The sequence below is a fragment of the Exiguobacterium sp. SH5S13 genome (assembly GCF_004337085.1).
Classification (GTDB): Bacteria; Bacillota; Bacilli; order Exiguobacteriales; family Exiguobacteriaceae; genus Exiguobacterium; species Exiguobacterium aurantiacum_A.
The window spans coordinates 189,189-211,937 of sequence record NZ_SJUS01000001.1 but is presented as its reverse complement, the minus strand read 5'-3'; the positions used below and the strand labels follow the sequence as shown (position 1 = coordinate 211,937).

Here is a 22,749-nt window from a genome sequence, read left to right as displayed (position 1 = left end):
GGGGAAGATGAGACGAGTATGTTGGTTCCGGTCAGATTTTCGATTAAGTGACAACCATATGTTACACCGGGTCTTGAAAGACGCCGCCGACGACGATGACATCGAGTTCGTCTTTTGGCTCAATCCGAAATACTGCGAGCCGTTCGAGACGAGACACGATTATTTTTTCGCGACGATGAAGCAGTTCATGCAGGAGCTCACCGATCAAGAGATAGGGCTGCGCACCATTGTTGCCGACTCAACGGAAGCGTTTGTCGAGCAGCTCGGACGACTCGACGCGCTTTATTTTAACGCTGAGTATGTCGAGCCGTTCAAACAACGTGACGATGCGGTCATCGAAGCGCTGGGGGGAGACGTGTTAGTCATCCGTTTGCTCGACCGTCATTTATTCGCCCCGAACGCGTTCACGAAAAAAGACGGTACTCCGTATAAAGTGTACACGCCATTCAAAAAAGCGGTGTACGCCGAGACGCCGCCGCAACCGTACGACGTCGACGTCGCTCGATTGAAACAACTCGCGACGAAGAAACATGAACTACCTGATGAATTGAAACAGCAGTTTGACCGGTGTGAACGTTCGTGGAAAGCGCTCGGAGAGGAAGTGGCCATGAAACGGTTACGCGATTTTGTGGAACACCGGGTGACGAGTTACGCCGAAGACCGTGACATCCCGGCGATCGCCGGGACGAGCCGGCTGTCACCGTATTTACGGACCGGTGTGTTGTCGATTCGTACGGTCGCAGCAGCCGTCCTCGAGGCGCGGCAGTCAACAGGACGTGACACGTATTACGATGAGCTATTGTGGCGCGAGTTCTACTATATGATCATGGTCCAGTTCCCGGGACTGAAAGACCGGCCGTTCAACGACAAATATAAACACCTTGACTGGGAAGACAATGACGACCAGTTTGAGAAATGGTGCCGTGGCGAGACCGGGTATCCGATCGTCGACGCGGCGATGCGTCAATTGAACGAGACCGGCTGGATGCACAACCGGCTCCGGATGATCGTCGCTTCGTTTTTGACGAAACATCTGTTGATCGACTGGCGCAAAGGCGAGCGCTACTTCGAACGGAAGTTGATCGACTACGAGGCGGCCTCGAACATCGGCGGATGGCAATGGGCAGCTTCGGTCGGAACGGACGCCGTGCCGTATTTCCGGATCTTTAATCCGACGATCCAGTCGGAGAAGTTCGACGCGGACGGGACGTTTATCCGCAAATATGTAACCGAGTTGGCTGACGTTGACAGGAAAGCGATCCACTTTCCGGACCCGTCAGATCGGGACGGTTATATCGAACCGATCGTCGATCATAAGGCGGCGCGTGCACGGGCGCTCGAGCGGTTCAAGGACGCGCAGTGACAGATAGGCATACAAAAAGGAGCGGTCGCCCGCTCCTTTTTGTGATTCGTGATTTGGTTTGATTCGTCAGACCGTTTCTTTTCGAGCTGCGTCTACCGCTCGATTGGTGCTTCGATACGCATGGTACGCCAAGTACGAGATGATTCCGAAGTAGCACGTGATCAAGAAAGCGTGCAAGAGCGGTACGTATGTGGCGTGGCCGCCAAGGACGATCCATGCACCCGTGCCGACTTGAAGCATGATGAAGAATAGTGAGGCCCACATGCCCCGTTCGACGAGACGGTTCGTTTCGCGTCGGGCCAAATAGAGGACGTAGAGCGTGTAGAAGACGAGAAGTGCCGCCATGATGCGATGGCCCATTTGAACGTATGATTCGAACGTCCACACGTTTTGCTCACAGATCGGCCAACCGACACAAGCGTATGTCGCACCGAGGTGTCTGACGTAAGCTCCTGTGTAGACGACGACCATCGTGTAAATCGTCAACCCGTACAAGTGAATCTTTAATTTTTCGGACACGGCTTTGTGTACCCGTTCACCTTCGAATAAAAGAATCGTCAAGATGAGCAGCGAGGCGAACGAGACGAGCGAGATCCCGAAATGGAGCGCAAGAATCGCGTCCGACTGTTGCCAGATGACGGCTCCGGCGCCGATGATCGATTGGATCAACATGAAAATAAACGCGAGGAACGCGAACACTTTGACATCGAATCGATTTTTGACGACCGTGAACGTCCAAATCGTCAAGGCGATGATGAGGAGTCCCTCAATCCCTGAAACGACACGGTGACTGTATTCGATCATCGTCTCGACGCTCGGGTTCGTCGGGATCAGTTTCCCGTGACAGAGCGGCCAGTCTGCCCCGCAGCCGTCACCTGAGTCGGTTTTCGTAACAGTACCGCCCATGATCAAGACGAGCATCATACCGAGGGTGACAAGGCTTGAGAATAGTGCGAGTTTTTTATGCATTCGTTTCCACCTGCTTTTTGAGAAAAATCACTAGAATTGTGCCTTGTATGTTTTTATTTTTTTCGCCATACTTATTATACGGCTTTAGTCCGGAAAAACGAAATGGAAAAGCTTGCAATCGCTATCAAAATCGTTATCCTAGTATCGGTACAGGAATTTTACTGTGACAATTATCACACGTCCGCCATAAAAAACTCGCTATTTTACAAGCATAAACGACGTATTCTTTTTGGAAATATGGTATCTTTGTAATGAGTTAGGTGTACTTTGTTCATATTGTGTTTTTTCTGTGAAAAGAATACGAGTATTTCGTGATTATGTGGGGGGGTCAGCATGACAAAAGTCAACCCGGGAACAGTGGCAGAAGTAGACTATACAGAATCCGCCGCCTCGTTCCGTGACTATGTTGCTTTGGCAAAAATGGGAATCGTACGCGCTAACCTTTTGTTAGTGTTCGCCGGTTTCTTTGTGGCAACAACATACCAGAGTGACACGCCAGTGCTTTATTTGTTTGAAGTTTGGCCACAGCTCTTATTAACGATGTTAGGAAGCGCACTCGTCATTTCCGGGAGTTGTTACCTAAACAACTTCGTGGACCGTGATATCGACTACTTGATGGGACGTACAGACAATCGACCGAGTGTCACCGGTAAAATTTCAGGGGAGCGCATTTTACTTCTCGGACTTACGCAACTTGCGGTCGGGACATTACTTTTATTGATCGTGTCGTACGTAGCAGCAGTCTTCGGTTTAATCGGGGCATTTTTTTATGTCGTTATTTATACGATGTGGCTAAAACGGACACATACGTTGAACACGGTCGTCGGCAGTATCTCCGGAGCGGTTCCACCGCTGATCGGATGGGCCGCGATTGACCCGGCGCTTCATATCGACGCCTGGCTCATGTTCCTCGTCATGTTCTTGTGGCAACCGCCACACTTCCTCGCGCTCGCGATGCGACGCGTCGAGGAATACCGGGCGGCAGGCATTCCGATGCTGCCCGTTGTAAACGGCTTCGCGATCACCAAGCGGCAAATCATTTGGTGGATTGCGACGCTCATTCCAGCATCGCTCTTGTTTATGCATTACGGTACGGTCTACGTGATCATTGCGGCCGGTCTTGGGGGCTACTGGTTATATCTCGGTTTGAAAGGGTTTAAAGCCGAAGATGAGATCAAGTGGGCTAACAAAATGTTCTTTTATTCATTAATTTATTTAGTCGTGTGGATTGTCGCGCTGGTATTGACGGCACTTTGGTAATCGCACTCACTATATAGAAACCATTGCACATCATTTTGGGAGAAAGTGGGGATTGTTGTGAAATCATTTAAGAAGCTTCTGTTTGGCATCGTCCCGATGATGATGTTCGCGCTGCTGTTGTCAGGGTGCGGCGTAGAGGGATTGTCTGCATTGAAGCCGATGGGAGAAGGCGCTGAAATTCAGCTCCGGATCATTCTCATCAGTTTGGCAATCATGCTCTTTGTACTTGTCATCGTAACGGTCATTTACGTGTACGTGCTCATGAAATTCCGTCGGAAAGATGAATCGATTCCGAAGCAAGTGGAAGGTAGCAGCACGCTCGAAATGATTTGGACAGTCGTTCCAATCATCTTGCTCATCATTCTCGCTGTTCCGACAATCACAACGACTGTCGAACTCGCGAAAGCGAAAGAAGCGAAAAAAGAAGAAGAAATTAACGTTACAGCCAACCTGTACTGGTGGGAGTTCGAATATCCGAACGCTGGTGTTGTCACAGGACAAGAACTTGTCATCCCGGTCGGTAAACGGGTCGGTATCAACTTGACATCAAAAGACGTCATTCACTCGTTCTGGGTACCGGCTTTGTCTGGTAAGACGGATACGAACCCAGGGTTAGATAACGAGATGTGGTTGCATGCAAACGAAGCTGGTACGTTCTACGGTAAGTGTGCCGAGCTTTGTGGACCATCGCACGCGCTCATGGACTTCAAAGTCATCGCCCTCGAGCAAGCTGATTACGATCAGTGGCTCGAAGACATGAAAGCGAAGCAAGACGAAAACACAGAAAAACTTGTCGCCGACAATCAAAACTTGACGACAGGTGAGCAAGTGTACGTCGAAAGTTGCTTGAGCTGCCACGGTGGCGGTAAAGTCGCGCCGAGCTTGACGAACTTCGGTGACCGCGAGTGGTTGGCGGGTTACCTCGAAAACAACGAAGAAAAGTTGAAAGAATGGATTCGTGATCCACAAGAATTAAAACAAGGCGCGCTCATGCCTGGCTTCAGCGAAGGCCAAATCAGTGATGAAGAGTTAGATGCACTCGTTGACTTCTTGTACGATCAGAAGATTGACTAACGGGAAAAGGGGGATTTCACGTGGCACAGACCACTGCTATGCAGCAACCGCGTAAATACAATGGCATCATGGATTGGGTTACGACGGTTGACCACAAAAAAATCGGTATTTTGTATTTGTTCTCAGGAATCTTCTTCCTCCTTCTCGGTGGAATTGAAGCGTTACTTATTCGTTGGCAACTCGTCCGTCCGATGAACGATTTCGTCAGTGGCGAAGTGTTCAACCAGTTGATCACGATGCACGGGACGACGATGATCTTCCTTGCGGCGATGCCGATGCTATTCGGTTTTATGAACGCCGTCGTGCCGCTTCAAATCGGGGCGCGCGACGTCGCGTTCCCGTTCATTAACTCGCTCGGTTTTTGGTTGTTCTTCTTCGGTGGCCTCATGTTGAACCTTAGCTGGTTCTTCGGCGCTGCACCGAACGCGGGTTGGACGGCTTACGCGCCGCTCTCGACGCAACCGGAAGCGACAGGGGTCGACTTCTACGCCCTCGGTCTTCAAATCTCAGGGTTCGGTTCACTCATGGCCGGGATTAACTTCCTCGTCACGATTTTGAACATGCGGGCACCAGGCATGAAACTCATGCGGATGCCGCTCTTCACGTGGACGACGTTCGTCGCTTCGGCGTTGATCGTCTTCGCATTCCCACCGCTTACAGTCGGCTTGTTCATGTTGATGTTCGAGCGTCTGTTCGGTGCCGTTTACTTCAATCCGGCAATGGGCGGTAACGTCGTCATTTGGGAACACCTCTTCTGGATCTTCGGTCACCCGGAAGTTTACATCTTGATCTTACCGGCGTTCGGTATTTTCTCGGAAATCATTCCGACGTTTGCCCGTAAACGCTTGTTCGGTTACACGACGATGGTATTCGCTACGATGCTCATCGGGTTCCTTGGCTTCATGGTTTGGGTTCACCACATGTTCACCGTCGGTCTCGGACCGGTCGCGAACTCGATCTTCGCCGTCGCGACGATGGCCATCGCCGTTCCGACAGGGGTCAAAATCTTCAACTGGCTGTTCACACTTTGGGGTGGGCAGATCAAGTTCAACGTTGCGATGCTTTACTCGGTGGCGTTCATCCCATCGTTCCTCGTCGGAGGGATGACAGGGGTTATGCTCTCGGTCGCACCGGCTGACTATCAGTACCACGATAGTTACTTCGTTGTCGCCCACTTCCACTACGTTATCGTCGGTGGGGTCGTCTTCGGTCTTTTCGCAGGACTGTTCTACTGGTTCCCGCTCATGTTCGGCAAAGCGCTCTCTGAGAAGCTTGGCTACTGGCAGTTCTGGTTGTTCTTCATCGGGTTCCACTTGACGTTCTTCCCGCAACATTTCCTCGGATTGTTCGGGATGCCACGCCGCGTCTTCACATACTTGCCGAATCAAGGGTTTGAGACGATGAACTTGCTGTCGACGATCGGTGCCTTCTTCATGGGTGTGTCGACGATCATCTTGCTCATCGCCGTCGTCAAGGCGTTCTTGTCGAAAGACGTCGTCAAACCGGACCATTGGGAAGACGGACGTACGCTCGAGTGGACACTTCCTGTGCCGACTCCAGAGTACAACTTCGCACAAACACCGCTCGTCAAAGGGTTGGACACGTTCTGGCTCGAGAAGATGGCGGGTAACAAACGGGTTTCTGTCGCTGAACCAGTGTCAGACATCCACATGCCGAATAACTCATTGATCCCGTTCTTCATGTCACTCGGGTTATTCATCGCTGGACTTGGCGCGATTTTCCAAATGGACAACCCGGTTGTCGGTTGGTCACTTATCGTCATCGGTTTACTCATCACGTTCGTGTCGATGTTCCTCCGTTCATGGATCGACGACCACGGATTCTACATTCCAAAATCACAAATCGAAGCGGATTTGAAAGCGATTCGTGAGAAAGGAGAACAATAAATGGCACATGCAGTCGAAAAACACCCAGTGACCGGTATTCCGGCCAATCCAGAGAAAGCCACGCTGGAAGGGAAAAATAAATATGTGGCCTTCTGGTTCTTCCTTGGAGGAGAGACCGTTCTCTTCGCCTCGTTGTTTGGAACGTACGTCGGGCTTCTAAATTCTGGCGCGCCAGAGGAACTTCGCTCGTACAACATCTTTGAGATGGGGCTCGTCTTCATGATGACGATGCTCCTCCTCACGAGCTCGCTCACGAGCGTGCTCGCGATGATGAACATGAAAGCGAACAATCCAGGTCGCATGAAGTTTTGGTTGATCGTGACGCTTCTTCTCGGAGCAGGGTTCTTAGGAGCTGAGATTTACGAGTTCATCCACTACTACCATATCGGTCACACGTTCACGTCGAGTGCGTTCGGATCTGCCTTCTATACGCTCGTCGGATTCCACGGTGCTCACGTCACGTTCGGTCTCCTTTGGATCACGACGCTGTTGATCCGCAACTGGAACCGTCCGATCGATGTCTACAACGCACCGAAGTTCTACGTGTCGAGTTTATATTGGCACTTCATCGACGTTGTTTGGGTCTTCATTTTCTCGATCGTCTATCTCTTAGGGATGGTGAGCTGACATGGAAAAAAATCCAATGAACGAAACACACAAACAGTTAGAGCTTGAAGTGAAGGCAGAGTCGAGACGCGAGTATCAACTTCAGTTGATCAGTTTCGCGATGATGATTTTGCTCACGTTTGTCGCGTTCGGCGCGGTCTACGCGGAGCTCATGCCGGTATGGGCGGCGGGTGGCTTCTTGATTATCCTCGCCATCATCCAAGTGTTCTTGCAGCTGTATATCTTCATGCATATGAACAACCGTGGCAACACGTGGATTGTCGGAATGATGTGGCTTGGTATTTTCGTCGCCATCATCACTGTCGCGGCACTCCGTTTGCTCATTTGGTAAAAATGTGACAAAGGATTGAACATCTGTGGAAACATAGATGATTCAGTCCTTTTTGCTTTACTTCAAAAATAAAGGAATAGTAATCTTGAAGTGAACGGTTTCATCGGTTTGGGAGAGAAAGAAAAGGGGTGAAGGGATGCTCTGGAATACATCAGAGCTACTCAAACAGTTCGAATGGACAACGCTTTGGAGTCCGTTGTTCGGATTGTTGATGGTAGGGTTGTACGTCCTCTATGCGTTCGTCACAGAGAGAATGGCGAAACGAGGGTACGAGTCGACCACGTTGCTACAAAAGTTCAGCATGTTGTTTGCGATCGTGCTCTATTACATCGGATTTGGTAGTCCAGTCGACGTGCTCGCGCACATCATCTTCTCGGTGCATATGTTGCAGATGGTGCTCGTCTACGTGTTAGCTCCGGCGCTCGTCATTTACGGATTGCCGTATTGGGTATTTGAAAAATTATTTAGTTATAAAGTGATCGGGGCGGCGCTCAAGTTTATGACAAAACCGCTGATCGCGCTCGTGTTGTTCAACGCGTTATTTACGTTTTACCACATGCCATTCATCTTTGATTACGTGTTAACGAACTACGGGGTGCATCGCATCTTTCACGGGGCTCTCGTCGTCTTCAGTTTGACGATGTGGTATCCGGTCATCGCCCCGTTCCTCTCGGATGAAGAAGAGGGGATGTCCGATTTGAAACGGATGGTGTACATCATCGCAAACGGCGTGCTATTGACGCCTGCTTGTGCGTTCATCATCTTCAGTCAAGGAATTCTCTATGACGCCTATACGGACGTTGAGACGTTCGCGACGGTGCTCGGATACTGTATGCCGAACGGTGACGTGTCCGGTCTTGACTTAAACGCCTTGATGGGTGCGACGAACAGCGCTCTCGAAGACCAGCGCTTCGGCGGGGTATTGATGAAGCTTGGGCAGGAAGTCGTGTACGGTTTCTTCTTCGGCTGGACGTTCTTCGGTTGGGTACGCCGAACGAAATCGCTCGCGCTTGACGAAGGCATGTCATTCACACCGAACGAACCGAAAGAGAAAAAATGAACTAAGTCAAAGGGGAAACATCGATGAACTATCTTGCCTTAATTAGTGTGACATTCATTGTAATCAGTGCGATTTTGGTCGCGATCGGCTGGACGATTATCGCGCGCGACCGCCGCAATATTGAAAAGCATAAGAAAGTCATGACAGCAGCTGCCGTCGCGGCGACGACGTTCTTTATCCTTTACGTCTCGCGGACGATCTTTGTTGGGAATACCGCATTCGGAGGTCCGGACTCAGTGAAGCCGTACTATCTCGCTTTCATGATTTTCCACATCATCCTGGCGACGACAGGTGGTATCCTCGGATTGATCACACTCTATCTTGGCTATAAAAACAAGATCGAGAAACATCGTAAAATCGGACCGAAAGCATCAGTCGTCTGGTTTTTCACAGCCATTACAGGTGTGATGGTCTATGTTCTTCTCTATGTGGCGTTTGAACCGGGTGAGACGACGAACGTCTTCCGGGCCATCATCGGAGGATGACCGAAGAGAGGGGGATGAGCATGAAACGGAATAGTTACTTGACGGTCGGGTTGACGGTCGTCATTTTGATCGCTATCGGAGCGGCTTCGTATTTCCTCTTCTTCAAAGAAGATGATTTGCCGGTCATCCAAGAGCCGACCCCGTTCACGTTGACGAACGCGCTCGATGGCCAACCGTATAACTCAGATAACGGCAAAGTCAAAATCGTCACGTTCTTTTATACGAACTGTCCCGACATTTGTCCGCTCACGCTACGCGACTTCATGAAACTCGAGCAAGACTTGAAGGCGAACGACTTGTACGGTACTGACGTCGAACTCGTCGCCATCACGGTCGACCCGGAAGTCGATACGATCCCGGTACTTGAGAACTACGGAGCGGCGTTCCAAGCTGAGCCAACTGGATGGAAGATGTTGACCGGTGACAAAGCCGACATCGACCGGATCACTCGTCAGCTTCAGTTCTATTATTCGAAAGCGAATAGTGGACTTGTCACCCACGCGACGACGATGTATATCATCGACCGTCACCACGATGTTCGTGCAGTCGCGCAAATGGCGACGACAGGAGAAAAACCAGTCGACATCGAAACCATTATGGAGGACGTGTTGGTGCTCGTTGCAGAAAAGGAGTGAAGAAGATGAACGATACGATGGCTGTCATCGGAAACGATTATTCATACGGAGATGTGACGATTGCAGAGCGGGCGATCGAGGATTTGATTGCGTGCAGCGCGATCGAATTCGGATTGCGTGAAGTGAAAATCGTGTCGCTCTCGAAAGAGCGGTACGATTATCTACTGAGCGCACCCGTCTCGCTCAGCGAGGCAGAGCGATTGTACCTCTACGTCCGCGACCAGTTCGATCTATTGCTCGGACAAGTCGACGTGACGCTAAACGTCATTGCAAGTCGTTAAGTGTATGTAAAAATGGAGAACCCACAGCGGGTTCTCCATTTTTGTTGAGTGGCCATAAGAAAACCCTTTCAGTTATGAAAGGGGTTAGACTTCTAACGTCTCGGCGAGTGCCGCCAATCGGCGCTCACAGTCGCGAACGATTTCTTCTGGGAACTCTTCGTCGTACTCGACGCCGTGCGGGTAGTAATGTTTCCCGAGAATCGGTGTCACCATTTTAACGACCGCATGACGGTCCTCGATTTGGCCTTCAATCGCATAAACCGGCAAGCGCAGGTAAAACGTCTCGCCCGTCGATTGCTTCTCGTACTTCATATCATACGTCGCACGCTCATAGTCCCAAGCGCCTTCACGGATGAAATGATGATGATCCATGATCGTCTCGAGCAAACCGAAGCGGATCTCTTTTCCCTCGATGTGGAACTGCTCAAATTTCATCATAATCCCCCTTTTCCCTAATAAACCTCATATGTCATCATATCATATTCGAAAACGTTCTTGGAATAACGTGTGTTCAAATTGTGAAAAAAAGATGAACGGTCAAGACATCGTTTCGAGATACGCCGCAATCTTGTCGGGAAGTCTCACGCCGAGCGGCATCAATCCTTCTGAACCGAAGAAGACGTTGAATTCCAAAATGTAAAAATTATCCCCTGAGACGATGACGTCGAACGCGGCGTGATTGATGTGAAGTGTCTTTGCGATCGAGAGCACTTCTTCCACGACGTGACCTGGGATATCGTCATACGAGAAGTGGGCACCTTGGGCGACGTTGTTTAAAAAGGCCTCACTGACGCGCCAATAAGAACCGACGACTTCTTCGCCGATGACGATGATGCGCAGGTCGCGGTCGTTCGGGATGAACTGTTGGACGTAAAACGTCTCGTGTTTGTCGACGTATTCGAGCCATTCTTGTTCATTTTTAATGAGCCAGACGCCTTGACCCATCGAGGACTTGGCGGTCTTGGCGACGAACGGGTATTCGAACTCTTCAATGACGCGTTCGATCGTGTACGGGTTCTTCCCGTAAATTAACGTCTTCGGGATGCGATGCGGGAACGTCGCTGTGAAAGCGCGTGTCATCTCGATTTTATCGTGCCCGAGGTGGTACGTCGCCGGAGACGGGAAGATCGGTTTGTTCAACCCGTAAATGATCGAGTTGACCATCCAGTACTCCGGGAAGAGGACGAGATCGGCCGCCCGGACTTTATCGAGCTGATCATAATAATATTCTGGTTTCGCATAGTCGGTTTTCATACCGGCCGAGCGAATCATGTTAAACGAGACTTTTTTCATTGTACACCGCACGAAGCGGTGGTTCACTTCCTTTCTGCATTTACGTCACGTTCAATTATAAGTCCGATTGCTCACAGAGGGAATCAATTGTGGTAAAATCATGTCAGAAAGGGTGAAAGCCATGATTATTACTGAACAGACGATTGATTTGCTCGATCAAACAGAAGCATTGACTGCCTTGATCGAGACGAGCGAATCGTTCCAAACATATATCGCGACAAAACAAGCTCGCGCTCGCTCGAAAGAAGCCCAGGAAGTCGAACGGGAATTTTTACGAATGAAAGAAGATTATGAGTACGTGCAACGGTTCGGGAAACATCACCCGGATCACGATCGTATCAAAAAAGAGATGCATCTCGTGAAGCGTCGTCTCGACGTGCAACCGGAAGTGGCCGCCTTCAAAAAGGCGGAACGTAACTTGGATAAGTTACTCGGAGAAGTGAGTGAGCTGTTGGCGTTCTCGGTATCTCCAAAAATCAAAGTCCCTACCGGCAACCCGTTCTTCGATGAGGGTGGCTGTTCCGGTGGCGGAAGCTGTGGCGGAGGAGGCGGAAGTTGTGGATGTGCTGGCTGAATCATTCGAGTTAAAAGGTCGAATCGGACTCGTCGTTTACGTGCAGTCGCTCAAACAAGTGAAAGCACTGCGTCGCTACGCAAACTTATATTACGTCTCGAAGCGTGAGAAGTACGCCTTTTTATATACGGACTTAGAAGACCATGAGACGATCATCGAGAAAATCAGTGCCTTGCCATTCGTCGACGCGGTCGTTCGGAGCGAACGGCCTTTCATTGCCGAGACTTACGAGCCAAAGCAGAAATAAACGGGCGAGATGAAGGTGGTGACGCCTTCATCTTTTCTAATGGAGGATCAACGATGCGAGTCATTTCAGGAGAACGAAAAGGGACGCGCCTAAAGGCGGTCCCAGGGTCGACGACACGACCGACGGCAGATAAAGTAAAAGAATCATTGTTTAATATCATCGGCCCTTACTTCGCCGGGGGGGATGCCCTCGACCTTTACGCGGGGAGTGGCGGTCTCGGGATCGAGGCGTTATCACGGGGGTGCGACCGTGCCGTCTTCGTCGATCGTCATGGGAAGGCGATTCAAACGATACAGGACAATCTACGGGCGACGCGTTACGAGGCACAGGCGACGGTTCAAAGGCAAGACGCGCGGGCCGTCCTCGACCAACTCGCCGAGGCGGGGCGGTCGTTTAAACTCATCTTCATGGACCCGCCGTACCATGAGGAAGAACATGAATCGTTTTTACAACTCATTGAATCGAACCGACTGTTGACAGACAACGGCGTCGTCGTCTGCGAACATGGCAGCGAGACGACGTTGCCGGATCGGGTCGGTCTGCTCGAAAAAATTAAGGTTCAACGCTACTCGTCTGTTATTACGATCAGCCTTTACGAGTACGCAACGACCGAGGAGTGAACATATGAAACGGATCGCGATTTGCCCGGGGAGCTTTGACCCGATTACGAACGGACATTTAGATATTATTGAGCGGGCGGCAGCCATCTTTGATGAAGTGATCGTCGCGGTGCTCGAAAACTCGAGCAAGGCACCGTTATTCAACGTCGAAGAGCGGCTCACGCTCATTCGGGAAGTGACATCGCATTTACCGAACGTGTCAGCGGACGCGTTTGGCGGGCTGCTCGTCGAGTATGCCGCTAAACGAGAAGCAGCGACGATCGTCCGCGGTCTTCGGGCCGTCTCTGACTTCGAATACGAACTTCAGATCGCTTCGATCAACAAGAAGTTAAACGAGGACGTCGAGACGCTGTTTATGATGACGAATAGCAAATACTCGTTCCTTAGTTCGTCGATCGTGAAAGAAGTCGCCAAATACGGCGCCTCGGTCGCTGAACTCGTTCCCGAACAAGTCGAACAGGCACTTCGGAAAAAATATGAAGTGAGTCAACAGCAATGAAGCCGCTGAAGATCGGCTTCGGTATCCTCGTCGCCGTGCTCATCTTTCTATTTGCCCCGTTACCTTATTACATCACGTATCCGGGCGAAGCGACGACCATCGAAAACTTTATGACGGTTGAAGACGGGACGAAAGATGCGGGTGAACTGATGATGGTCACGATCTCGCAACGACGGGCGACACCGCTTTGGCTCGTCGGGAGCTGGTTCACGCCGTTCACGGAAGCGAGTCCGTCTAGTCGCTATTTGTATGACGGCGAAGGGGAAGACGATTACGAGCGAAGACAGCAGCTGCTCATGTCATCGTCGCAGCAAGCAGCCATCCAATACGCGTACGGTCTAGCCGAAGAGGACGTGACCGTCACGTTTGACGGCATGTACGTCTCGGCTCCAATCACCGGGTCGCTCGCGGCGAACGTCCTTAAACCAGGTGACGTCATTACAGCGCTTGACGGCCAATCGTTCGCGTCACGTCTTGATTTCATCGATCGCGTCTCGGCGTTCGAGACGGGCGATGAAGTGACGATCACGCTCGAACGGGATGGACGGGAACGTGTCGTGAAGACACTCGTTCAACCGCTCGACCGGAGCGGGAGCCGTGTCGGTCTCGGGATTTATGAGCCGCTGCCGGTGCAAGATGTGCGCACAGAACCGGACGTCACGTTTGAACTGACGAACGTTGGGGGGCCATCGGCCGGGCTCATGTTCACGCTAGAGATTTATGATCAGTTGACGCCGGGTGACTTGGCGGGCGGTGAGACGATTGCCGGTACTGGTACGGTCGATGAAGAAGGAAACGTCGGTCCGATCGGTGGGGCGTGGCAAAAAATCGTCGCGGCTGACCGAGCCGGTGCCTCGGTGTTCTTCGTGCCGGCCGGTTCGAATTATGATGAAGCGCTGGAATCACTCGACCGGATCGAGAGCGATATTGCAGTCGTTCCGGTCGAAACGGTCGAGGACGCCATCGATTATTTGGAGTCGATGAATTGAGGGGTTTGCATATGCTCGAGCAGTGACCGGTTGCCGAGAGGTAACCGGTACGCCTCGGTCACACGAGCTTCGAACGCTAAATCAGACTGGTACTTGCTGACGAGCGGGACCGTTTTTTTTATGTCTTTCAAGACGCTACGGCCAATCGCATTGAATGCGAGCGGACGGACGTATGGGACTTCGTCAAATCGTTCCGGAAGTTCGTCACGTTTCCAATGGATGAGGACCGAGACGAGAGCGCGCTGGATGGCGGTACGTGTATAGCGTCGCGTCAACAGACCGCCCATAGCTTGTTCGAACGTCGGTGCGAGACCGGCTTCGATCAAGCGAGGGGACAACGAAGCGTCAATGCCGACGAGTTGTTCGAGCTCTGACTTCGGGATCGTCCGTAACTTGAATTGCAAGACAGGCCAATAGAGCGACCAGTGGGCCATCGACGTCTGCTGGAATAACGCCCGTGTCGCTTCTGGGACAGCCCGGACACTCCCGGTCTCGAGATAGTGGGCCCGGACGCCCGTTGCCGACATGACGTCCGAGACGCCTGTATCGTGATAACCGGCCCCAAGACGCTTTACGGTATGGAGTGAGATGGTGCGAGCGGCTTTCGCGTAATGATAGGCGAGAATGTTGTTTGGGAGCGTCAAATCAAAAGTTGGATAAAGGGCCGCAAACGCCTCGCTCGATGCTTTGGCGGATGACTTGCCTGCTTTTAAGGCGTGTTGGAGCGCGTCGTGATAGGCGGGTGACGCTTCGATGCCAGCGTGTGCCGCGCGCAGGATCGCATCGGCGTCGCCGCTCTCACTGCCGAACGACAGCGTTTGGCATCCGATTTGTTCCGCGATGGCGACAGCCGCACTCGCGAACCGGTCGGCGCGTTGGACGCCGTAACAAGTCGGCAGTTCGATCACAAGGTCGATCGCCCCTGTTTTGACTGCTGCCGCTGCCCGGCTCCACTTGTCAAAAGCAGCCGGTTCACCGCGCTGTGTGAACTGGGCACTCATGATGGCGATCATGGCGTCGGCACCCGTTTCGATTCGAGCTGTTTTTGCCTGATAGAGATGTCCGTTATGGAACGGATTGTACTCCGCGATGATGGCCGTCTTTTTCATAAATTTACTCCTTTGCATTGTCGATTGGATTGGTGTAAGATAGGTAAGTACGCTTTGGCAAAGCGCCGTCGCCAACTGATTTTAGTGTAAAGAAAAAACATTGACAAAACAAGTTGGCCTATCTATAATTCATATTGTTGCAATTGAGGTGATTCGGATGAAGTGGTCTATTGCACAGCTACTTAAGCTACGAAACCAGGATGACAGTTTTTCCATCGATGAGATGGTTGAACTCGAAGAGCTTACTCAGCTCCATCCGGATATCCGTTCGATTCGCCCGGTGCATGTGCACGGGGATGCGTCGTTCACATCTAATCAAGTTACATTCAATTTGAAGGTTCAAGGGGACCTGACGTTGCCAGATGCGCGTACGTTAGAGGATGTCGTCTTTGAATTTGATATTGAATCGCTCGAGCCTTTCTTTTTGGAGAATGGGCGTTATACGGAGCAATTCGATGATGTCAATTTGCCAGAAGGAAATACGATTGATCTGCGACCGATCGTAAAAGAGCTCATCATGTTAGAAGTCCCGATTCAAATTTTCGGGAACGAAACAGACAAAACTCAGGTTGAAGGGGAAGGCTGGTCTCTCATTGACGAACAGCCGGACGACCAACCAAAAATTGACCCGCGCCTCGCGGGCCTTGCTGACTTGTTCTCTAAAAAAGAGGACGAGAACGGCTAACTTTTCAAGGAGGTGGACAACGATGGCAGTACCATTCCGTAGAACGTCGAAAACTCGCAAACGTCTTCGTCGTACTCACTTCAAACTTAACGTACCTGGTATGAACGAGTGCCCGAACTGTGGCGACATGAAACTTTCACACCGTGTTTGCAAATCTTGCGGACATTACAACGGTAAAGAAGTAACAAGCAAATAATGCGAAAAGAAGCGGTCTCCTTGGAGATCGCTTCTTTTTTTAATTGTGTGGTCCTGGAAACAGATTGTGGTAAAATTCTTTGTGCACACTGTTTGTGGAGGGATAGCGAATGAAGCCGATCAAACGAATTGGGATTATCGGGAACGGGGCTGTCGGGATGTTGATGGCGTCGTTACTCGCGAAAGACTATAGCGTCACCTTGTACGGTCGAGGCGAAGAAACGAGAGACGTCATAATCGAACGAGCCGGTATGACGCAGGGGACCGTCGCTGTCCCGCTCAAACCGGTACATACACTCAACGAGACGGAAGCGGACGTTTTTTTCGTGACGACGAAAGCGCACCAAGTGCGCGCGGCGACAGAACGGCTTACCGGGGACGTCCCTGTGTTCATCTGCTCGAACGGGATTGCCCATCTCGAGTACGCTCGGGAACGAGGGTTCCACTTAGGCGTCATCGAGCACGGGGTGACGCGAGACGAAAATCGAATTAACCATAGCGGTCTCGGCCGAGTTCGGATCGGGAGCTTGCATGCTCTACAGCCGCTCACGTTCATCGCCTCGCCGCTCCAAGTCGTGTGGGAAGCGGATATCGAACAAGTCGTCGTTGAAAAGTTGTTTGCGAACGCGATCATCAATCCGATCACCGCACTTTGTCGCGTCCCGAACGGAGCCGTCGCCGAGCCGCCTTGCCGCGAAGTCGCGCAAGCGATCTATGAGGAGCTGACACCGCTGTTCGATCAGTTCGTGCCTTATACATATATTGAGACGATCATCGAGAAGACAGCTCAAAACCGCTCTTCGATGCTTCGAGATATCGAGGCCGGACGTATGACCGAGGTCGATGCCATCTTGACCCCGCTCTTGAAACGGGCCGAGGACAGAGGCCGAAAACTGACGGTCATCCCACTCATGCAAAAATTGATAATAGGAGCGAGCGCATCGTGTTAGTGTATATCGTTTCATTTCCGCTTGTCATATGGTTTATGGTGTATATGATACTTAGAAAAATCATGCCGAAATCGGTCAATACGTTTAAACTTGTCTGCGATGCCGGAGTGTTCCTCTGGTTTTATGCGTGTGCGGTCCTATTAGAGACACTCGTCGGGGACGACGTCTTTTGGTTGCTCTTAGCCGTCTGCTGCGCTATTTTTCCGGCAAATGCGATTTGGCAGCGAGTCCGACACGAAGAAGTCTTATATACAAAAATGTTCGTACACGGCTGGCGATTGTTATTTTTACTACTCGTCCCGTTACACGCCGTGTTGTTCACGCTCGGTGTCGCAAAAGAAATGATTCATTGACCGTTTGAAAGGAAGTCGTTATACGTGAGGATAGAGTCGCTAGACGCCATGTACAGTCCATCTTCCCCGATGATCCAAATCGAAGCGGGATATACGAAGTGGCTGGACTATAAAGGAATGGACGAGCTCGAAGCTCGAGCGAGCGAGCTTGAAGGACGCTCATACCCGCATCTGGAATCGTTAGCAGAGATTCTTCGGGCGCAACAGACGGTTCACGGTCCGCTCTCGAACGTGCTTGACTCAAAACTCGACGCGCTCGCGAAAGGCGAGGCGTTCACGATTGTGACCGGACAGCAAGTCGGCGTCTTCGGGGGCCCGTTGTTTGCGGTGTATAAGCTGTTAACCGTGCTCAAACGAGCGAAACAGGCGGAGGCCGTGCTCGGTAAGCCGGTCATCCCGATTTTTTGGATGGCGACCGAGGATCATGACTTCGCCGAGATCAACCATGTGTACGCCCCCCAGCCGTTGTCACGGCAACTGCGGAAAGAAGCGTTATCGACCGTTCCGCTCGCAGGGAAAGCATCGGTCGGAGAACTCGAATTCGACCGTCTCAAAATCGAACTCGTCCAAATGTTGCAACGTCTGTTCGTGTCGGAGACAGAGACTGTCCATACGGCGACGCTTTATCGTGAGCTTGTCGCCTTACTCCAAGCGAGTCATTCGTTCGCACAATTTTTTGGGAAGATGATGCGACGTTTCGTCGGGAACGATTTTCTCCTGTTCGACCCGCATCAGCCTGACGTACGTCGGCTCGAACGTGAGGCGTTCAAACAGTTGATCGTGCAACACGACCGCATGCACGAAGTGCTCCGCGACTCATTCGAGGACGGCATGCCGTCCGTAGAACTGAACCGCGATGCGGCCCACGTGTTTTATCATGACGGGACGCGTGAATTGTTGACGAAAGAACGAGATGTCTTCACGACGAAACGCGGTCACCGCTTCACGGAGGCGGAACTGTTACACGAAATTGACGAGCATCCCGAACGGTTCTCGAATAACGTCGTCTCCCGGCCGCTCATGCAAGATTACTTGTTCCCGACGCTCGCATACGTCGCCGGTCCGGGTGAAATCGCCTATTGGCTCCAACTTCGTCCGTTGTTTCATGTATTCGGTTGGAAGATGCCGTTGTTGATCCCGAGACTTGGCGCTGTTGTCATGTCGACGAACGACGAGAAAAAACTCGCTCAAGAAGGGACCACGCTCGTCGATTACTTGACGAATCCGCTCCCGGACCATTCGTTCGATGACGAGTCGTTTGACCAAAGTCTGTATGCCTACCGCACGCTGTCTGAAGCAATCGGGCATGAGGCAGGAAAGCGCGGGCATCGCTTTGAGACGAACGCGCGGCATATCCTTGACCGTCTCGCTGACGAGATGCGGGCCGAGGCGAAGCGCGAGCAGTATCGTTTGAATCGACGCCGGATCCATCTGTCGACACGCTTGCTGCCGATGGACGCACCGCAAGAGCGGATCTGGTCGATGGTCCCACTGATGAATCGTCACGGAGACGATTTATTCGTTCGGTTACGCGCCGCCTATGAACAGGCGGAATGGGAGCGCTGTTTAGTCAAAATCTGATTGTGAAATCGTAAATGATCGAGGTTCTCCACTTGTTTGGAGAACCATTTTTTGTTTGTTACCTTTTTGTTTCCTATTTTCGCTAAAAACCAATGCGTAGCTTGACATTTTTATGATAAAGTAAATGTAATAAACTAGTTGAAAAATGTAGGTTGAGAGGGTTTTTGTATGTTTGAGCATGAAACGGTTTTAAAAATGGAGTCTGTTGATGGACTGAACATCAAACCGGACGGAATTTACGTCGATTGTACGTTAGGGGGAGCCGGTCATAGCGAAGAGATTGTGAAACGCCTGACGACGGGCCATCTTTACGCCTTCGACCAGGACGATGTCGCACTCACGCACGCCGCTGAGCGTTTGGCTCCATATGAGGACCGGGTTACGTTTATAAAGAGCAACTTCGTCCATTTGAAAGATGAGTTAGCGGCACGAGGTGTGACACAAGTCGATGGAGTATTATTTGACCTCGGTGTCTCTTCACCACAGTTAGATGAGGCAGAACGCGGCTTTAGCTATAATTTTGATGCTCCGCTCGATATGCGAATGGACCGGTCACGAGATTTTTCGGCGTATCACGTCGTCAACGAATGGCCGTTCGGGGACCTCGCCCGCATTTTCTTTACATACGGGGAAGAGAAGTTCTCGAAACAGATTGCGCGTAAAATCGAACAAGCCCGTGCCGTCAAGCCGATTGAGACGACGTTCGAACTCGTCGAATTGATTAAAGACGCAATTCCGGCGCCGGCGCGACGCAAAGGCGGCCATCCGGCGAAACGGACGTTCCAAGCGATCCGCATCGCTGTGAACGACGAATTGAACGTGTTCGATCGTGCCGTCCAAGACGCGATTGACATGCTCGCCATCGGTGGACGGATTTGTGTGATCACGTTCCATTCACTTGAAGACCGCATCTGTAAGCAGGTTTTCAAAGAGAAGAGCCAGTATCCACAGTTGCCAAAAGGATTGCCGATTATCCCAGAAGAGTTCGAACCGGAATTGAAGCTGATCACACGCAAGCCGATCACTGCCGGAGATAACGAACTTGAAGACAACCGCCGGGCCCGGTCGGCCAAACTTCGGATCGCTGAAAAACAAAAATAGATTGTACGTAGGAGGGATACCTGATGCCAGAAGCTGCCCGCAAGGCTCTGCAGCCTCAAATTTCACCGAATCGAAATCCGATTCCGCAAGAACGACCAATACCAGCTCCGAAACGACGTACGTTGACCTTGTTCGAATCCATCCTGTACCCGACGATGATTTTCTCGGTCGTCTTGTTCGGTGGCATCACGGTGTCGAAACATAACGAAGCGTACAATATTATGCGAGATACGGCTGTCATCAACCAAGAGATGAACACGATCTCGAAAGAGAATGAAGAACTGAAGTATGAGATTGCCCAACTAAGCTCACCTGAGAGAATTTATGCGATTGCTGACAAGCTCGGCATGCAGTTCAATGAAAAGAATGTTTTGGTGATCGACTGATGAATTCTCTACAACAGAGTAAAAAAAGAGTGGCGTGGGTGGCGATCGTTTGCTTCACACCACTCTTTTTATTTTTTGTTGGCTGGTTCCTCTACTTGTCCGTCTTTCAGACGTACAAAGGGGAGAACATGCTCGCTTTCGCTGAAGAAGAGCGCTGGAAGGCTGTCAGTACACTTAAGGCGGAGCGTGGAGAGATTTTTGATCGGTTCGGGCAACCGATTGCGATCAATATCCCGTCCTACCGGATTGTCGCGGTCTTGAAGTTAGGGGGAGAGCGGGTCGAAAACAAGACGCTCTTGCCTGACGAGTTCAAGGACGCGTCTAAAGAGCTTGCGACGGTCATCCCGATGACCGAAGCCGATATTTTGAAACGGCTCGAACAAAATGTCGATCGCGGTCAAATTGAGTTCGGGGTACCGGGCCGGGATTTGACGGTCGAACAAAAAGAAGCGATCGATGCGTTTGAGATTCCGGGCATCACGTTCGTGGAAGAACCGAAACGCTATTACCCGAATAAAGTCTTTGCTTCATCCGTCGTCGGCTACGCCCAAAAGATTGATCAAAATGGGCGCATCGAACTCGTCGGAGAACTTGGAATCGAAAAATCGCTCAATGACGTGCTGAGTGAATCGTACGGTTTATATCGTTTCGAGAAAGATTTAGCAGGCCGACAGCTCGTGTCGAGCGATGAACAACTAAAAATCGACCCGGAAGACGGGGCGGACGTCCAGTTGACGCTCGATCATCGCATCCAACAACTGCTTGATACGAAAATGGATGAACTGTATAAAGAATATAAACCGAAAAATGCGACGGCGATTATCATGGATCCAAAGACTGGTGAGATCATCGCCTTGTCCGATCGTCCGTCTTTTGATCCGAATACCCGTGAGATCACGTCTTACAGCAACTTCTCTGTCTCATCTCGCTTTGAGCCGGGTTCGACGATGAAAATCTTCACACTCGCCGCAGCGATCAATGAAGGTGTTTACAACCCGAACGAGCTGTATAAATCCGGGTCTTACAAGTATGGCAAGACGGTGTTCAATGATTATAACGTCACTGGATGGGGTACGATTCCTATGGTGGAAGGCGTCTGGCACTCTTCGAACGTCGCCTTCTCGATTTTAGCGAATGAACGACTCGGACTCGGCCGATACGAAGATTACTTCAAGGCGTTCAAGTTCGACCAACGAACAGGCGTCGATTTGCCGGGAGAAGTGAACAGTCAATACGACTTCGATAGCCCGATGAACGTGTTGATCACAGCATGGGGACAATCGACGGCGATGACACCGATGCAAATCCTACAAGCGACTTCCGCGATTGCGACCGATGGGACGATGAAACAACCGTACGTGATTAAAAAAGTCGTCAACCGTGAAACGGGCGAGACGATTCGGACGACCAATCCGAAAACTGTCGGTCAACCGGTCACGGAAGAAACGGCCAAGCTGACACGCGAAGCACTCGACGGTGTCGTCAATAGTGATCTCGGAACCGGTCAACTGTATGCGCTCGATAATTATCGCGTCATCGGAAAAACCGGGACGGCTCAAATTGCCGAAAATGGGAAGTACTTGAGCGGTCAGTACATCCACTCGTTCGTCGGAATGGCACCGAAAGATGATCCGGAACTCGTCATGTATATTGCGGTCGACCGACCGAACGGCGACTCGTCGACGACGGGTCCGCGCATCATGGCGCCGCTGTTCAAGGATGTCATGGACGTGGCGTTGCGCTATCGAAGCGTCGAACCGGAAAAACAAACAAAAACAATCGATGCGTCGACGAAGACGACGGAAACATACGTCGAGCTTGGTCGTGATGAGGCGGTCAAGCAGGCGAAAGCCGCTTCGTTCGAACCGATCTTACTCGGTAGCGGGGACGATGTCGTCGCTCAAAGCCCGGTCGAAGGGCAATCGTACGTCGTCGGGGAGCGCCTCCTGTTGAAGACGGAGGACTCGTTCACGATGCCGAACCTATCAGGCTGGTCGCTTCGTGATGCGAAACGATTGGCGACGCTCTATCAATTGAATTTAGAAATAGACGGAACGGGTTTTGTCACTTCCCAGTCAATCGGGAAAGGCAAGCCGGTCAAGAACGGGGCGACACTCAAAGTGAGGCTCCAATCACCGTCGAACTAACGCATAGGGATGAAGAGGGCCTCGGCTC

27 protein-coding genes are annotated in these 22,749 nt (G+C 51.3%); 23 read left to right on the top strand and 4 right to left on the bottom strand.

The genetic code is table 11. The annotated features are described in order from the left end of the window. The first annotated feature begins 7 nt into the window (after positions 1-7). Complete coding sequence (locus EVJ30_RS01100; RefSeq protein ID WP_131456314.1) at positions 8-1,363, top strand: cryptochrome/photolyase family protein; 1,356 nt, start codon at positions 8-10, stop codon at positions 1,361-1,363. 66 nt (positions 1,364-1,429) lie between these two features. Here EVJ30_RS01100 and EVJ30_RS01095 read toward each other — a convergent pair whose 3' ends face one another. After that, positions 1,430-2,332 carry a COX15/CtaA family protein gene (locus EVJ30_RS01095; RefSeq protein WP_131456312.1) on the bottom strand — a complete coding sequence of 301 codons (903 nt, stop codon included), beginning with the start codon at positions 2,330-2,332 and terminating at the stop codon, positions 1,430-1,432. Positions 2,333-2,665: 333 nt separating this feature from the next. Here EVJ30_RS01095 and cyoE point away from each other — a divergent pair, with 333 nt between their 5' ends. The 9 genes from cyoE to EVJ30_RS01050 all read left to right on the top strand — a co-directional run bounded on the left by cyoE (position 2,666) and on the right by EVJ30_RS01050 (position 9,992). Further along, entirely contained in the window at positions 2,666-3,592 is a 927-nt protein-coding gene (gene cyoE, locus EVJ30_RS01090; RefSeq protein WP_071399537.1) for a heme o synthase, read from the top strand. A 96-nt stretch (positions 3,593-3,688) separates the two neighbouring features. Then, positions 3,689-4,666, top strand: a complete 978-nt coding sequence (gene coxB / locus EVJ30_RS01085; RefSeq protein WP_131456349.1) for a cytochrome c oxidase subunit II — start codon at positions 3,689-3,691, stop codon at positions 4,664-4,666. Between the two features lie 38 nt (positions 4,667-4,704). Then, positions 4,705-6,573, top strand: a complete 1,869-nt coding sequence (gene ctaD / locus EVJ30_RS01080; RefSeq protein WP_016509535.1) for a cytochrome c oxidase subunit I — start codon at positions 4,705-4,707, stop codon at positions 6,571-6,573. Next, positions 6,574-7,200, top strand: a complete 627-nt coding sequence (locus EVJ30_RS01075; RefSeq protein WP_131456311.1) for a cytochrome (ubi)quinol oxidase subunit III — start codon at positions 6,574-6,576, stop codon at positions 7,198-7,200. Position 7,201: 1 nt separating this feature from the next. Next, positions 7,202-7,531, top strand: coding sequence for a cytochrome C oxidase subunit IV family protein (locus tag EVJ30_RS01070; protein WP_083273975.1), 330 nt, complete (start codon positions 7,202-7,204; stop codon positions 7,529-7,531). 136 nt (positions 7,532-7,667) lie between these two features. Then, complete coding sequence (locus tag EVJ30_RS01065; protein WP_131456309.1) at positions 7,668-8,591, top strand: cytochrome c oxidase assembly protein; 924 nt, start codon at positions 7,668-7,670, stop codon at positions 8,589-8,591. Positions 8,592-8,614: 23 nt separating this feature from the next. After that, positions 8,615-9,076, top strand: a complete 462-nt coding sequence (locus tag EVJ30_RS01060; protein ID WP_016509532.1) for a DUF420 domain-containing protein — start codon at positions 8,615-8,617, stop codon at positions 9,074-9,076. 20 nt (positions 9,077-9,096) lie between these two features. Further along, on the top strand, positions 9,097-9,711 hold the full coding sequence (locus EVJ30_RS01055; RefSeq protein WP_131456307.1) for an SCO family protein: 615 nt from the start codon (positions 9,097-9,099) through the stop codon (positions 9,709-9,711). Positions 9,712-9,716: 5 nt separating this feature from the next. Next, positions 9,717-9,992 (top strand): hypothetical protein, encoded by a 276-nt coding sequence (locus EVJ30_RS01050; RefSeq protein ID WP_131456305.1) that lies wholly within the window; start codon positions 9,717-9,719, stop codon positions 9,990-9,992. Positions 9,993-10,076: 84 nt separating this feature from the next. Here the strand turns inward: EVJ30_RS01050 and EVJ30_RS01045 are convergent, their stop codons facing one another. Together EVJ30_RS01045 and EVJ30_RS01040 are read right to left on the bottom strand one after the other, a co-directional pair. Next, the gene (locus EVJ30_RS01045) at positions 10,077-10,427 is read right to left on the bottom strand and encodes a YugN family protein (RefSeq protein ID WP_131456303.1); all 351 of its coding nucleotides are present in this window, start codon (positions 10,425-10,427) and stop codon (positions 10,077-10,079) included. 102 nt (positions 10,428-10,529) lie between these two features. Next, complete coding sequence (locus EVJ30_RS01040; RefSeq protein ID WP_201738306.1) at positions 10,530-11,285, bottom strand: ATP-grasp domain-containing protein; 756 nt, start codon at positions 11,283-11,285, stop codon at positions 10,530-10,532. A 121-nt stretch (positions 11,286-11,406) separates the two neighbouring features. Here EVJ30_RS01040 and EVJ30_RS01035 point away from each other — a divergent pair, with 121 nt between their 5' ends. From EVJ30_RS01035 to EVJ30_RS01015, 5 genes are read left to right on the top strand one after another with little or no spacing between them, the layout of a single operon-like run. Beyond that, positions 11,407-11,859, top strand: coding sequence for a YlbF/YmcA family competence regulator (locus tag EVJ30_RS01035; protein WP_070327571.1), 453 nt, complete (start codon positions 11,407-11,409; stop codon positions 11,857-11,859). Next, positions 11,843-12,106: a YlbG family protein gene (locus EVJ30_RS01030; RefSeq protein ID WP_016508973.1), complete on the top strand. Its 264-nt coding sequence runs from the start codon at positions 11,843-11,845 to the stop codon at positions 12,104-12,106. Before EVJ30_RS01035 ends, EVJ30_RS01030 begins: the two co-directional genes overlap by 17 nt. A 53-nt stretch (positions 12,107-12,159) precedes the next feature. Beyond that, the gene (rsmD, locus tag EVJ30_RS01025; protein WP_131456299.1) at positions 12,160-12,726 is read left to right on the top strand and encodes a 16S rRNA (guanine(966)-N(2))-methyltransferase RsmD; all 567 of its coding nucleotides are present in this window, start codon (positions 12,160-12,162) and stop codon (positions 12,724-12,726) included. Positions 12,727-12,730: 4 nt separating this feature from the next. Then, positions 12,731-13,225 carry a pantetheine-phosphate adenylyltransferase gene (gene coaD, locus EVJ30_RS01020; protein ID WP_016509015.1) on the top strand — a complete coding sequence of 165 codons (495 nt, stop codon included), beginning with the start codon at positions 12,731-12,733 and terminating at the stop codon, positions 13,223-13,225. Beyond that, positions 13,222-14,214, top strand: coding sequence for a SepM family pheromone-processing serine protease (locus EVJ30_RS01015; RefSeq protein WP_131456297.1), 993 nt, complete (start codon positions 13,222-13,224; stop codon positions 14,212-14,214). The genes coaD and EVJ30_RS01015 overlap by 4 nt, the downstream gene beginning before the upstream one ends. Here the strand turns inward: EVJ30_RS01015 and EVJ30_RS01010 are convergent. Then, positions 14,193-15,323, bottom strand: coding sequence for a tRNA(Met) cytidine acetate ligase (locus EVJ30_RS01010; RefSeq protein ID WP_236633988.1), 1,131 nt, complete (start codon positions 15,321-15,323; stop codon positions 14,193-14,195). The genes EVJ30_RS01015 and EVJ30_RS01010 overlap by 22 nt on opposite strands. Positions 15,324-15,480: 157 nt before the next feature. Here EVJ30_RS01010 and EVJ30_RS01005 point away from each other — a divergent pair, with 157 nt between their 5' ends. The 8 genes from EVJ30_RS01005 (at position 15,481) to EVJ30_RS00970 (ending at position 22,721) form a co-directional block, all read left to right on the top strand. Next, positions 15,481-16,008, top strand: coding sequence for a YceD family protein (locus tag EVJ30_RS01005; protein ID WP_070327567.1), 528 nt, complete (start codon positions 15,481-15,483; stop codon positions 16,006-16,008). A 22-nt stretch (positions 16,009-16,030) separates the two neighbouring features. Then, entirely contained in the window at positions 16,031-16,204 is a 174-nt protein-coding gene (gene rpmF, locus EVJ30_RS01000; RefSeq protein WP_081338944.1) for a 50S ribosomal protein L32, read from the top strand. A 109-nt stretch (positions 16,205-16,313) separates the two neighbouring features. Further along, entirely contained in the window at positions 16,314-17,153 is an 840-nt protein-coding gene (locus tag EVJ30_RS00995; protein WP_131456293.1) for a ketopantoate reductase family protein, read from the top strand. Beyond that, complete coding sequence (locus EVJ30_RS00990) at positions 17,147-17,506, top strand: DUF3397 domain-containing protein (RefSeq protein ID WP_131467788.1); 360 nt, start codon at positions 17,147-17,149, stop codon at positions 17,504-17,506. The genes EVJ30_RS00995 and EVJ30_RS00990 overlap by 7 nt, the downstream gene beginning before the upstream one ends. A gap of 69 nt (positions 17,507-17,575) precedes the next feature. Continuing rightward, a complete protein-coding gene (gene bshC / locus EVJ30_RS00985; RefSeq protein ID WP_131467810.1) occupies positions 17,576-19,087 on the top strand; it encodes a bacillithiol biosynthesis cysteine-adding enzyme BshC in 1,512 nt (503 codons plus the stop codon). 168 nt (positions 19,088-19,255) lie between these two features. Beyond that, positions 19,256-20,188: a 16S rRNA (cytosine(1402)-N(4))-methyltransferase RsmH gene (rsmH, locus tag EVJ30_RS00980; protein WP_070327564.1), complete on the top strand. Its 933-nt coding sequence runs from the start codon at positions 19,256-19,258 to the stop codon at positions 20,186-20,188. 23 nt (positions 20,189-20,211) lie between these two features. After that, positions 20,212-20,574 carry a cell division protein FtsL gene (ftsL, locus tag EVJ30_RS00975; protein WP_083273972.1) on the top strand — a complete coding sequence of 121 codons (363 nt, stop codon included), beginning with the start codon at positions 20,212-20,214 and terminating at the stop codon, positions 20,572-20,574. A gap of 38 nt (positions 20,575-20,612) precedes the next feature. Then, the gene (locus tag EVJ30_RS00970) at positions 20,613-22,721 is read left to right on the top strand and encodes a penicillin-binding transpeptidase domain-containing protein (RefSeq protein WP_236633991.1); all 2,109 of its coding nucleotides are present in this window, start codon (positions 20,613-20,615) and stop codon (positions 22,719-22,721) included. The last annotated feature ends 28 nt before the right edge of the window (positions 22,722-22,749 follow it).